At 65.1% G+C, this 12993-nt stretch carries 12 protein-coding genes; 11 read left to right on the forward strand and 1 reads right to left on the reverse strand.

Going from position 1 to position 12993, the window contains the following annotated elements:
- Window positions 1–29 precede the first annotated feature (29 nt).
- Window positions 30–482 carry a MarR family winged helix-turn-helix transcriptional regulator gene (locus NLR35_RS10425; RefSeq protein WP_257166466.1) on the reverse strand — a complete coding sequence of 151 codons (453 nt, stop codon included), beginning with the start codon at window positions 480–482 and terminating at the stop codon, window positions 30–32.
- A 138-nt stretch (window positions 483–620) separates the two neighbouring features.
- Here NLR35_RS10425 and NLR35_RS10430 point away from each other — a divergent pair, with 138 nt between their 5' ends.
- The 11 genes from NLR35_RS10430 (at window position 621) to tilS (ending at window position 12827) form a co-directional block, all read left to right on the forward strand.
- A complete protein-coding gene (locus tag NLR35_RS10430; RefSeq protein ID WP_257166467.1) occupies window positions 621–1346 on the forward strand; it encodes a TetR/AcrR family transcriptional regulator in 726 nt (241 codons plus the stop codon).
- A 129-nt stretch (window positions 1347–1475) separates the two neighbouring features.
- A complete protein-coding gene (locus NLR35_RS10435) occupies window positions 1476–1964 on the forward strand; it encodes a DUF2852 domain-containing protein (RefSeq protein ID WP_257166468.1) in 489 nt (162 codons plus the stop codon).
- Between the two features lie 474 nt (window positions 1965–2438).
- A complete protein-coding gene (tolQ, locus tag NLR35_RS10440; RefSeq protein WP_050886856.1) occupies window positions 2439–3113 on the forward strand; it encodes a protein TolQ in 675 nt (224 codons plus the stop codon).
- A gap of 39 nt (window positions 3114–3152) precedes the next feature.
- Complete coding sequence (locus NLR35_RS10445; RefSeq protein ID WP_257166469.1) at window positions 3153–3632, forward strand: biopolymer transporter ExbD; 480 nt, start codon at window positions 3153–3155, stop codon at window positions 3630–3632.
- A complete protein-coding gene (locus NLR35_RS10450; RefSeq protein ID WP_257166470.1) occupies window positions 3629–4666 on the forward strand; it encodes a cell envelope integrity protein TolA in 1038 nt (345 codons plus the stop codon). The genes NLR35_RS10445 and NLR35_RS10450 overlap by 4 nt, the downstream gene beginning before the upstream one ends.
- Before the next feature lie 68 nt (window positions 4667–4734).
- Window positions 4735–6015, forward strand: a complete 1281-nt coding sequence (gene tolB, locus NLR35_RS10455) for a Tol-Pal system beta propeller repeat protein TolB (RefSeq protein ID WP_257166543.1) — start codon at window positions 4735–4737, stop codon at window positions 6013–6015.
- 248 nt (window positions 6016–6263) lie between these two features.
- Window positions 6264–8600, forward strand: a complete 2337-nt coding sequence (locus NLR35_RS10460; protein WP_257166471.1) for a bifunctional diguanylate cyclase/phosphodiesterase — start codon at window positions 6264–6266, stop codon at window positions 8598–8600.
- Window positions 8601–8887: 287 nt separating this feature from the next.
- The gene (locus NLR35_RS10465) at window positions 8888–9610 is read left to right on the forward strand and encodes a hypothetical protein (protein WP_257166472.1); all 723 of its coding nucleotides are present in this window, start codon (window positions 8888–8890) and stop codon (window positions 9608–9610) included.
- A 280-nt stretch (window positions 9611–9890) separates the two neighbouring features.
- The gene (pal, locus tag NLR35_RS10470; protein ID WP_006612227.1) at window positions 9891–10385 is read left to right on the forward strand and encodes a peptidoglycan-associated lipoprotein Pal; all 495 of its coding nucleotides are present in this window, start codon (window positions 9891–9893) and stop codon (window positions 10383–10385) included.
- 174 nt (window positions 10386–10559) lie between these two features.
- Window positions 10560–11615, forward strand: coding sequence for a tol-pal system protein YbgF (ybgF, locus tag NLR35_RS10475; protein WP_257166473.1), 1056 nt, complete (start codon window positions 10560–10562; stop codon window positions 11613–11615).
- A gap of 117 nt (window positions 11616–11732) precedes the next feature.
- Window positions 11733–12827, forward strand: a complete 1095-nt coding sequence (gene tilS, locus NLR35_RS10480) for a tRNA lysidine(34) synthetase TilS (protein WP_257166474.1) — start codon at window positions 11733–11735, stop codon at window positions 12825–12827.
- The last annotated feature ends 166 nt before the right edge of the window (window positions 12828–12993 follow it).

The raw sequence follows: 12993 nt of genomic DNA on the forward strand, positions 1-12993 counted from the left end.
GGAGAGATCGAGTGGTGGGCGAGTGATGTTCAGTCCACCGGCATGACCTTCAGGCCGCGGTTTTCGGCGAGAGCCTTGAGGATGCGACGGAGCATGTCGTGGTCCTCCTTGGCCAGCGTCCCGAAATAGGCGTTGTCGTTGTCGTCGGCCAGCGCGGCCAGAACCGGCACCTTGGCTTTTCCCTCGGCCGTCAGCGACAGGCGGTGAGCGCGCCGATCCTCCGGCGTCTCGGTCCTGATGATGAGGCCTTTGGCTAGCAGGCGGTCGGCGAGTTTGCTGATCGCGCCCTTGGTCATTCCCATCAGGCTGGCGAGAGCCGAGGGGGACATGGGATCCTGGTGGAACAGCGTCCGCATGAAAGCCCACTCCGCGACCGTCACGCCCTGTCCCGCCACTTTCCGCGCGAACTCCTGCGACACCGCATTGGAGACCATCCGCAGCCAGAACCCGGTGTGATCAGTGAGCTGAGAGACGGCAAGCATGCGATGTCCTATGGTTGACTAGGAAACTATCTGGTTTCTGTTTCCTAGTCAACTAAGTTGGGACGGCTGCGCGCATTCCGGTGCACGTCCGAAAAGTCGCGCTGGCGTCTTTTCATGTGGCATGTAAAAGCCCTTCACATGAGCTGGCGCAAGGAGCAGCGCCGCGCCGAGCGCGGCTATCATCACGGCAACCTCAAGGAGGCGCTGCTGCAGGCGGCGCTCGACCTGATCGCGCAGAAGGGGGCTGCGGGCTTTACCTTCGCCGACGCCGCGCGGATGGCGGGCGTCAGTCCGGCCGCGCCGTACCGGCATTTCCGTGATCGCGACGAGCTGCTGTCCAGCATCGCGCAGCGCGGCTTCGAGCAGTTCGAACAGCGGCTCTCGGCCGCCTGGGACGACGGCCGTCCCGAGACGGTCTCGGCGTTCGAGCGCGTCGGCAAGGCCTATCTCGCCTTTGCCCGCGAGGAGCCCGCGTTCTACTCGGCGATGTTCGAATCCGGTGTGCCGGCGGATTCGACACCGGGACTGCTCGCGGCCGGCGACCGTGCTTTCGGCGTGATCCGCGCCGCCGCCGAGCGGCTGGCCGCACTGGCGCCGCCCGGCGTGCCGCGGCCGCCGGCGATGATGATGGCGCTGCACATCTGGTCGATGGCGCATGGCATCGCCTCGCTGTTCGCGCGCGGTGACGCCGCCCGGCGCAAGCTGCCGATGTCGCCCGAGGAGCTGCTGGAAGCCGAGGTGCTGATCTATCTGCGCGGACTCGGCTTCAACACGGACCGTCAAGCTGCGGCCAAGCCCGCCGCCGAGCCGCCGCCGCTGCCGGACGACGACAAGCCGGCGGGCCCGTGGGGCCGGCCGAAATAAGGTTCAACGCGAAAGCGAAAATATTCCGGGCGGCGCGTCAGGCGGCCGCCTTGACAAAATCCCGGGCTGAGCTAGCTATGTAAATGTTATTTACATTCACACGGCATGGCGCCGCGAATGGAGAGGGAGATGGCCTACACCGCAGATGTCAATCGATGGCGCGGTTCGGAGGAGGAGCAAAGGTATCGGCCCCATATGATGGAGTCGCCCTGGCATCCCGGCTGGATCGCGGTGACCGTGCTCGGCTTCATCATCTGGTGGCCGATCGGACTTGCCCTTCTCTTTTTCACACTCGGGAGCAGAAAGATGGCGTGCTGGAACGGCGGTGATCGCTGGTCGAACAAGATGGAGCGGATGCAGTGGAAGATGGACCGCATGCGCGACAAGATGGAGCGCCGCGGCTTCGGTTTCGGCTTCTCGCAGCCGTCCACGAGCGGCAATCGCGCCTTCGATGAATACCGCATGGAGACCCTGCGCCGGCTCGAAGAGGAGCAGCAGGAGTTCCGCGACTTCCTGACCCGGCTGCGTCACGCCAAGGACAAGGAAGAGTTCGATGCCTTCATGGCGCAGCACAAGCCGCGCCCGACGACGCCGCCGAACGATCAGCCCCAGAGCTGATCACTTAAGCGCTGATCGTCCGATCCTGACGCCGCAGGGCTTTCAGCCCCCGCCCTGACGGCACGAGACGCCCGCCCGCGGTCCCGCTGGCGGGCGTCTTGCGTTCCAGGATACCGCCCAACTGCGGCAGCTCGCCGCTGCCATTCCCCGACCGAACGCCCGCGGAACCTGCAAGGCTCTGATCACAAAGGCTCTATCCGGCTGTCCTGGCTCGCCCTTTGACCTCCGCAAAACTCCGCGGTAACCCCGCCTTAACCCCGGAGGGGGTTTGGTTAAGGGGCGCTTACGGGCGCCGAGCCCTTGTTTTGACACGTTGGCAGAGGAAGCAGGCCGCATATGGCTTCGGCGGGCCTCTTAAAGCGATCAGTTCAGGGCTTTCTTGCGTAGGCGCTTTGCGCCGCGACGGCGTCCGGCGTGGAACGGCGGATGCATGGTCCCGGGCGTTCCGGGCGGTTGGTTGAGAGGATACTGCGGATGGAAGGCGACTTCTCCCTGATCGCGCTGTTCTGGCAGGCGCATTGGGTCGTGAAGGGCGTGATGCTCGGCCTCATCACCTGCTCGGTCTGGGTGTGGGCGATCGCGATCGACAAGCTGTTCCTCTATTCCCGGACGCGCCGTTCGATGGATCGCTTCGAGCAGGCGTTCTGGTCCGGCGAGTCGATCGAGGAGCTGTATCGGGTGCTGTCGGCCAAGCCGACGCAGTCGATGGCCGCGTGTTTCGTCGCGGCGATGCGCGAGTGGAAGCGCTCGTTCGAAGGCCATGCGCGGTCCTTTGCCGGCCTGCAGATGCGGATCGAGAAGGTGATGAACGTGTCGATCGCCCGCGAGGTCGAGCGGCTGGAGCGCCGGCTCCTCGTTCTCGCGACCGTCGGTTCCGCCGGTCCGTTCGTCGGCCTGTTCGGCACCGTCTGGGGCATCATGACGAGCTTCCAGGCGATCGCCGGCTCCAAGAACACCTCGCTGGCGGTGGTCGCGCCGGGTATCGCGGAGGCGCTGTTCGCGACCGCCATCGGCCTGATCGCGGCCATTCCGGCGACGATTTTCTACAACAAGTTCTCCTCGGAGGTGAACCGGCAGGCCCAGCGCCTGGAGGGCTTCGCAGATGAATTTTCCGCCATCCTGTCCCGTCAGATCGACGAGCGGGGATGAGGACGGGTATAATGGCGTCGTGATCGTGAGCACCAGAACATGGGCATGAGCATGGGAAGCGCGTCCGGCGGCGGTGGTCGTCGCGGTCGGCGCAAGGCACCGGTGATGTCGGAGATCAACGTCACGCCGATGGTCGACGTCATGCTGGTGCTGCTGATCATCTTCATGGTCGCGGCGCCCTTGCTCACCGTGAACATCCAGGTCGATTTGCCGCAGGCGCAGGGTGGCTCGGCCTCGACCGCCGATGCCAAGCCGCCGCTCGAGGTGACCGTGAAGAAGACCGGAGGCGGCTGCGCCTCCAAGGTCGACGTCTACATCGGTGACTCCCCGATCGCGATCGGCGAGCTCGGGCCGAAGATCAAGGCGATGAAGGAGGCGGCGGCCGGCGGCGGCGACAACGTCGTCAAGATCCGCGGCGACCGCGACGCCTGCTACTCCGACATGATGAAGGTGCTCGGCATGGCGCGCGACGCCGGCTATCGCGCCAGCATCGTCGTGCTGCCGGAACAGGGCTCATGACGGCAAAGGACCTCATCCAGTTCGTGCGTACGCGCAAAGGCACGGTGCTGTCCGTGGCTCTGCACGTGCTCGTGCTGGGCTGGGGTCTGTTCAGCTTCTCCGCGCGCTCGATGGTGGCGCCGCCGGAGGACCTGGTCCCGGTCGACGTGATCTCCGACGACAACACTTCGAAAGCTAAGGCTGGCGCGCTCACCGGCAAGAAGGAAGCGCAGAAGCTGCTCGCCGACAAGATCGGCGAGAAGAAGCCGACCGAGGACATCGTCGGCAAGGTCGATACCAAGCAGGTCACCGAAACCGACGCCGCGCCGGAGCCGAAGCCCAAGCCGGAAAAGCCGGTCGAGAAGAAGCCCGATCCGCCGAAGCCGGTCGAGAAGCAGCCGGATACGCCGAAGCCGGTTGCGGAGAAGAAGCCGGATCCGCCGAAGCCTGCGCCGGCCGAGAAGCCGAAGCCCGAAGAGAAGAAGCCCGATCCGTTCAACCCGGACCAGATCGCGAGCGTCCTCAACAAGGACAAGCCGAAGCAGCCGCCCAAGCCTCAGCAGACCGCGGCCGCGACGCCCGAGCCGCCCAAGCACAAGAGCGAGCGCAAGTTCGACGCCGAGAGGATGGCGAGCCTGATCAATCAGAAGGACCCGACGCGCCAAGCCGTGACGGGATCGGAGCTGAACGCGAATGCGGCGCTCGGCGCTGTTCATGGAACAGCGGAGAGCAACGTTGCAAGCTGGCAGGGTGCCTTCGTGGAAGCGGTCAGTCGATGCTTCAATCCGCCTTATAGCGGCGTGGACGAGGACAAGATCGAGGTCGACATCGACATTCAGTTGAGCCCCGATGGACGCTTGATCGCGACGCCGACGGCGGTCGCCACGCGTGGCCCGAACCGCACGGTGAGTCTCGCGATGGCCGAAAATGCCAAGCGGGCGGTCGAGAACTGCCAGCCCTACGCGTTCCTGCCGAAGAACAAGTATAATGAGTGGAAGCTCATTCCCACGACATTCAATCTGAAACAGATGAATTCGATACGAGGCCGAACTTGAAGACACCTCTGACGCGGACGACAGGACTGATCACGCGGCGCCAGGCCCTGCTGGCGGGCGGGACCGCCATGGCTGCGTTGGGGATGGGACCCGCATTGGCTCAGCAGGGACGCCTGCAGATCGTCCCGAGCGGCGAGTTCAAGCCGATCCCGATCGCGATTCCGCCCTTCGTGCCCGGCGGCGCCGGCGATGCCGATGTCGGCAACGGCATCGCGCAGGTGATCACCAACAACTTCAAGCGCAGTGGCTTGTTCGCACCGGTCGACCCGGCCGCGTTTCCCGAGCGCATCAGCAATTTCGAGGCGCCGCCGCAATTCGCGAGCTGGCGGCCGCTCGATCTTCGCGGGATCGTCACTGGCCGCGCCACGCGTCAGTCCGACGGGCGCCTGAAGGCTGAATTCCGGCTGTGGGACCCGAATTCGGGCCAGCAGCTCACCGGCCAGCAATATGTCACGGCGCCGGAATATTGGCGGCGTATCGCGCACATCATCTCCGACCAGATCTACACGCAGATGACCGGCGAGAAGGGCTATTTCGACAGCCGCGTCGTGTTCGTCGACGAGAGCGGGCCGTCGGAGCGCCGAGTCAAGCGGCTGGCGCTGATGGATCAGGACGGCGCCAATGTCCGCTATCTCACCCGCGGCGCCGATCTCGTGCTGACGCCGCGCTTCTCGCCGTCGAGCCAGGAAATCACCTATATGGAGTTCGGGCAGGGCGACCCCAGGGTCTATCTGTTCAACATCGAGACCGGCCAGCGCGAGATCGTCGGCAACTTCCCGGGCATGTCGTTCTCGCCGCGCTTCTCGCCGGATGGCCAGCGCATCATCCTGAGCCTGCAGCAAGGCGGCAACTCCAATCTGTTCGTAATGGATCTGCGCTCGCGCACGACGACCAGGCTCACCGACACGCCGGCGATCGACACCTCGCCCTGCTACTCGCCGGACGGCAGCCAGATCTGCTTCGAGTCTGATCGCGGCGGCAAGCCGCAGATCTACGTGATGTCGGCGAGCGGCGGTAACGCGCAGCGCATCTCGTTCGGCGAAGGCAGCTACTCGACGCCGGTATGGTCGCCGCGCGGCGACTACATCGCCTTCACCAAGCAGGGCGGCGGCCAGTTCGCGATCGGCATCATGAAGACCGACGGCTCGGGCGAGCGCATTCTCACCGCCGGCTTCCACAATGAAGGCCCGACGTTTGCGCCGAACGGCCGTGTGCTGATGTTCTTCCGCGATCCCGGCGGCACCGCCGGTCCGTCGCTGTATTCGATCGACGTCTCCGGCCGCTTCGAGCAGAAGGTCCCGACGCCGGGATTCGCCTCGGATCCGGCCTGGTCGCCGTTATTGTCGTAACGGCGGCGACCTCGGCGAGGCTCGCTCACGCCGGAGTGGACGTCATTTTTCGAGTCGCGCGATGCGTGTTTTCAGGAAAATTGGAACCGCGCGTTGCAGGACCCCGGTAGTGTTTGCCTAGTTCGCTGAATTCGCGGTGGTTTTCCTGCATTCCTGCGCTGCGGCAACGCTCCGCTAACGATGTTCGCTCAGAAAGACTTCACTTGCGAACGGTAATGTTGCGCACCGAATAGGACGCGTGCGCACGAATGCAGCTTGCCAGTCAGAACCGAGACGACGATCGAAAATTGTCGCCCGCCATTCAGGCGGCTCTCGTCGACTCTCTTTTCCAGGATCCCGGCCCGATGTTCGCCGGCGCGCTGTGCGCCGCCGTCGCCGCCGTCATGACCGCCATCAAGAGTGGCGATGTCAATTTGTGGCCGTGCGCTGTGATGCTGATCGTTGCCGGCGGGCTCCGCTCGCTCGACATGCGCTACTATCGGCACCTCTGCGACAGCGGTCGGCTGACGACCGAAGCGGTCGCGCGCTGGGAGATCCGCTATCAGGTCGGCGCGATGCTGTACGCGCTCGTGCTCGGCATCTGGTGCGTCGTCGCCGTGGCCGGCAACAATGATTCCGTCGTGCACCTGATCGCGATCTCGGTCACGCTCTGCTACATGTCGGCGGGCGCGGGCCGGACCTATGGCCGGCCGTGGATCTTCCATGTCCAGATCCTGCTCGCCTGCGGGCCGCTCGCCTTGGCGCTCGCGCTGCACGGCAGCCCCTATTACATGGGGATGGCGGCGTTCTGCGTGCTGTTCTTCATGTCGCTGAAGCACATCTCGACGAACCTGCAGCGGATCTTCGTCCAGGCCTTCGTGGCGCGCGAGGGCGAGGCTGCGCTCGCCAAGCAGTTCGACACCGCGCTCAACAACATGCCGCATGGCCTGTGCATGTTCCGCCCGGACGGGCGGCTTGCCGTGATGAACCATCGCTTCGGCGAGATGATGGGTCTCCCGGAAGAAATCCTGCAGCGCGGCGCCAAGGCCGCCGACATCATCAATGCCTGCGTCATCTCCGGCGCGATCTCGGCCTCCAGCGGCCGCATGATCCTGTCCGAGATCGAGCACACCAAGACACACAGCATCATCACCAGCGATCCCGACATCGTGCGCGACCGTTCGCTGTCCTGGACCTTCCAGCCGATGGCCGATGGCGGCGCGGTGGTTCTGCTCGAGGACATCACCGAGCGTCAGCATGCCGAGGCCAGGATCTCGCATCTCGCCCGCTATGACGAACTGACGACCTTGCCGAACCGCGTCAGCTTCCGCGACGAGATCGAGCGCCTGCTCAAGATCCCGCAACGCCATGGCGAGTTGTCGGCGCTGCTGTTCGTCGACCTCGACCGCTTCAAGCAGGTCAACGACACGCTGGGCCACCCCTGCGGCGACCAGCTGCTGTGCGCGGTCTCCGAGCGGCTGCGCGACATGCTGCGCCCGGAGGATTTCGTCGCCCGCTTCGGCGGCGACGAATTCGTCGTTTACCAGCGCAACATCCGCTCCAATGACGACGCCGCCGTGCTGGCGCGCCGCATCGTCGATCAGCTCAGCGAGCGCTACAAGATCGACAATCATCTGGTCGAGATCGGCGCCAGCGTCGGCATCGCCATGACCGCGCCGGGGATCAGCGCCGATACGCTGCTCAAGAACGCCGACATGGCGCTGTATCGCGCCAAGGCCGAGGGCAGGGGCACCTTCTGCTTCTTCCGCGACGAACTCGCCCAGACCGTCGAGGCCCGCCGCATCCTCGAGCTCGACTTGCGCAAGGCGCTGGCCAATGAGGAGTTCGAGCTGTTCTACCAGCCGCTGGTCAATCTGAAGTCCGGCAAGATCTCGACCTGCGAGGCGCTCTTGCGCTGGAATCATCCGGTGCGCGGCACGGTCTCGCCGGTCGACATCATCCCGGTTGCGGAGGACATGGGCCTGATCGTCGATCTCGGCCGCTGGATCCTGCGCAAGGCCTGCCTGGAATGCATGAAGTGGCCGGAGGCGGTGAGCGTCGCGGTCAACTTCTCCCCGCAGCAGTTTCATCAGCGCGACGTCCTGAGCGAGGTTCGCTACGCTCTGGAAGTGTCGGGCCTGCCGCCGCACCGCCTGGAGATCGAGATCACCGAATCCTCGCTGTTGCGCAACACCCAGCTGACCCACGACGTGCTGTCGCAGCTCCACATGCTCGGCGTGCGGATTTCGCTCGACGATTTTGGTACCGGCTATTCCAGCCTCAGCTACCTGCACAACTTCCCGCTGGAGAAGGTCAAGATTGACCGCTCTTTCCTGGAAGGCATCGACAGCGACCGGCCGCTGACCCTGCTGCGCGGCGTCGCCCGGCTGTCGGCCGATCTCGGCATGTCCGTGGTGGTCGAGGGCATCGAGACCAACGAGCAGCTCGAGTTGATCAGCGTCGACGGCACCGTGACCGAGGCGCAGGGCTATCTGTTCAGCCGGCCCGTGCCGGCCGTGCGCATCCGCCAGCTCCTCAATGCTTCGCATGGCCGCCGGGGGGCCGAGGAGCCGTTGGCCATCGTCGCCACGCGCTCGATCGCCTGATCGGTGCTCTGATCTGCTCGCATGGCTTGGTTCACAGCCATGCAGTACAACCGTACGTCGTATCAGGACCGAGCAGGAGGCGCGTATACCACGCGCTTTCGTTTCGAATTGGTACGTAGTTGATCCGAAGCGATCCTTCGCCGCCTGACAACTACCTGTGTAAGTCACGGTTGCGGCACCGGGATTCTACGTGCCGTTAACTGTGTACCGCCGAAAGCTTTGCTTCCCCATTAACGCGCTGTTAATCTCAATCCTGCTCGTAAGGGTTGTGTGAAAAGGGGTTGCGAATGAAGTCGGCGGCTAGAGTGACTGCCGTTGCCGAACAGAAGTTGGATGCGCTGGAGAACGTGGACTATCGGCTGGCACTGACCGCTGAAGACAAGGATGAGATCTATCGCCTGCGCTATCGCGCCTATCTGCGCGAAGGGGCTATCCTCCCATCGGCCAGCGAACGCGTCACCGATGAATATGACGATCTGCCCAACAGCTTCATCTTCGGCGTCTACGTCAACGGCGAGCTGTACAGCTCGATCCGCATCAGCGTGCTGAATTCGCAGTGGCGGAAGTCGTTGTCGGCGGACATGTTCTCGGACCTGCTGCATCCCGAGCTCGATCGGGGCAAGGTCATCGTCGACCCCACGCGCTTCGTCGCCGACCACGAGAAGGCGCGTCTGTTTCCGGCGCTGCCCTATGTGACCGTTCGTCTCGGCTATGTCGCTTGCGCCCATTTCAATGCCGACATCGGTCTTGCCAATGTCCGGCCCGAGCATCGGGCGTTCTACAAGAAGGTGTTCCTGCAGGAACCCTGGGGCGAGCCGCGGCTCTATTCCGGCCTGACCAAGCCCGTCGGCCTGGTCGCCGCGCATTATCCGTCGATCCGCGATCGCGTGTTCCAGCGTTTTCCGTTCATGCGATCCAGCGCCTTCGAGCGCCGCATGCTGTTCGTCCGGCCGTCGCCCGACGCCTTCACTGATTCGTTCAGCATTCCCGCGGTCGCCAAAGCGGGCTGATCGTCCGCCATCGTTCAAGCGCCTCCGGCCGTTTGGCCGGCGCTTGGTGTGGCGCTGCCGCAAAAATCAGCGAAAAAGCGCCCTGCTGCAGGCCGTCGGCCGCTTGCCTTCACCCTGGCGCCACATTTACAACCCATTAACCATCGCGGTCGCTTTTTCGGGTTTCGTTAGCATTTGACGGGGTTCGGCAAGACCGCATCAAGGTTGACGGAACGTTCGCTTAACCATCGCCCTGTAGACCGGATGGCAGTCTAAGAACGTGAGCGTGGAGGCTCCCGGAATGAAATATCAGATGCGTATCCTCCAGGGATTGAAGTTGGCTGCCGTGTTCGCGGTCGCGCTGTCGATGGGCGCCTGCGCCAACAAGAATCTCACCGGCGCCGATGGGGCAATGGCCAGCGCTGCAACTCCGGGCAGCCAGCAGGACTTCGTGGTGAACGTCGGCGATCGCGTGTTCTTCGAGAGCGACCAGACCGATCTGACCCCGCAGGCGATCGCGACCCTCGAGAAGCAGGCGCAGTGGCTGCAGAGCTATCCGCGCTACAGCTTCACGATCGAAGGCCATGCCGACGAGCGTGGCACCCGCGAGTACAATATCGCCCTCGGCGCGCGCCGTGCGCAATCGGTGCGTAACTTCCTGGTGTCGCGCGGCATCGATCAGGGCCGCATGCGCACGATCTCCTACGGCAAGGAGCGCCCGGTCGCGGTCTGTAACGACATCTCGTGCTGGTCGCAGAACCGCCGCGCGGTGACTGTGCTGAACGCCAGTTCATAAAGCTGAACGAATAGCTCGTTCATGAAGCCGGCGTCGATCATCGACGCCGGCTTCATGTTTTTGTCTTCGCTTGAACGTCATTTGTCTCTATTGCGGTTCTGACGTAGAGCCACGCCCACAGGGCTATTATTTCCAACCTCTCGCCGATCCGGTCGTCAGGGCAGCATGTCATTCATGTTTCTATCCAGGAGCGCCGCCGCAGGTCTCGCGGCGCTGATCGTTTTCTCGTGCCAGATGCTGTCGCCGCGGGCGTTCGCCCAGGTCGACGACGATCCGGAGATCCGGATCCAGCGGCTGGAAAATCAGCTGCGCCAGCTCACCGGCCAGAACGAGGAGCTGCAATATCGCAACCGCCAGCTCGAGGAGCGGCTGCGGCAGTTGCAGAGCGGGGCGCAGCCGGCGGCTCCCGCGGCCCAGCCCAGCGCGGCAGTCCCACCCCCGACGCAGCTCTCCCCCGGTTACGGGCAGCAGGCCCAGCCGGCCTATGGTCAGCCGCAACCCGCGCAGCAGCCGGCCTATCCGCAGCAGCAGCCCGCCTATCAGCCGCAGCAGCCGACTTATGCGCAGCCGCCGGTCGCCGCGCCGGCGCCGATCGCGCAGGACCAGCCCGCGCCGGGCGTGGGCGGAAAGCGACGCGGGGATGCGTTCGACCCGAACCAGAACCCGACTGCGCCGGGCGCCCCGCAGGCGCTGGGCGGCGGCCAGCTGCCGATGCAGCCGGGCGGCCAGCCCCCCCGTCCCGCCGCTGATCCGGCGACGCTCGCCAACACCGGCGGTGGCCGCTATCCGCAAGGTGCGCCCGCCGCTGCTCCCGGCGCGGGCGGGCTCACGACGGCGCCGCCGACCCCGACGCCGCGCGACGAATATGACCTCGGCATCGGCTACATGCAGCGCCGCGACTACGCCCTCGCCGAGCAGACGATGCGCAATTTCTCGCAGAAATATCCGAACGATCCGATGGTCGGCGATGCGCAATACTGGCTGGGAGAGAGCCTGTATCTGCGCCAGCAATATCGCGATGCCGCCGAGATCTTTCTCGCGGTGACGACGAAATACACCAAATCGTCGAAGGCTCCCGATGCGCTGCTGCGCCTCGGCCAGTCGCTCGCGGCGCTGAAGGAGAAGGAGGCCGCCTGCGCCGCCTTCGGCGAGGTCACGCGCAAATATCCCAAGGCATCGGCCGGGGTGAAGGCGACAGTGGACCGCGAGCAGAAGCGGGTGAAGTGCTGAGCTCGGCCATGCGCTCGGCTTGGCCGAGCCGAATGACCGACCCGAACCGATCCTGGCTCCGGCGTCCGTCACGCCGGAGTTTGTTGTTCCGCCGTCTCCCGCGTAAGGTCCGTCGTCATGGCAGCCGACAGGACCATGCGGGACGACGCGCCAGAGCAGGGTGATCCGATCTCCGCTATCGAGGTCGAGCGCCTGTTCGCGCCGCTTGCGGCTGCGCCTGCGCTGGTGCTGGCCGTCTCCGGTGGTCCGGATTCGTTGGCGTTGATGTGGCTGGCGGCGCGCTGGCGCGCCGCGCTCGCAGACGGGCCTCGTCTCGTTGCGGTCACCGTCGACCACGGTCTGCGTCCCGAGGCCGGACGCGAGGCGCGGATGGTCAAGGCGCTCGCGCGCCAGCTCGGGCTGCCGCACCGGACGTTGCGCTGGACCGACGACAAGCCCGCGACGGGTCTTCCGGAGGCGGCGCGCCTGGCGCGCTATCGTCTGCTCGCCCGCGCCGCGCGGCAGGCCGGCGCCAGCCATGTCGTCACCGCCCACACTCGCGACGACCAGGCCGAGACCGTGCTGATGCGGCTGTTGCGCGGCAGCGGCCTCGCTGGGCTCGCGGCCATGGCGGCGATCAGCGAGCGCGAGGGGCTGCTGCTGGCGCGGCCGCTGCTGGATGTGCCCAAGCTGCGCCTCGTCGCGACGCTGCGATCCGAAGGACTGGATTTTGCCGACGATCCGACCAACCGCGACCCGGCCTATACGCGGCCGCGGCTGCGCGCGCTGATGCCGGCTCTGGCTGCCGAAGGCGGCGATGCGCGGACGCTGGCGATACTGGCGGCACGGCTCGGACGCGCCAATGCGGCCATTGAGCTGATGGTCGACGGCGCCGAACAGTATCTCGCGTTGCACGCCGCAGCAGGCGGCACGGAGGCGGCGCCGGTGCTCGGCCAGGCCTTCGAGCCGCGCGCCTTTGCCGCACTCCCGGCGGAAATCAAGCTCAGGCTGTTGATGCGCACCATCAACCGCATTGGAACCGAAGGGCCGGTGGAACTCGGCAAGGCCGAGGTCTTGCTCGATCGTCTGGACCGGACTCTTGCGGGGATCGCAGATGGTGGTAGGTCTGGGCCGGACAGGCTAAAACAAACTCTGGCTGGTGCGCTGGTAAGCATGACCAGCAAGGCCATCCGCATCACGCCCGCGCCGCCTCGGCGATCGCGTCGGACGTGAGGGGGACGAAGCCTTCGCTGACCCTTAACCACCTGCGTCGGCGGCGCTTTCCCGCGCCATTTTTTGAGCGGGAATCGGGCTAGGATGCGTTAAATAGTCCTGTCTGGTTCCCTTGGCATTGGTGCGAGTGGTACCTAGATTACGAAACGGTCGACCGGGGGATTCC

Source organism: Bradyrhizobium sp. SRS-191, from assembly GCF_024586915.1.
Taxonomy (GTDB): Bacteria; Pseudomonadota; Alphaproteobacteria; order Rhizobiales; family Xanthobacteraceae; genus Bradyrhizobium.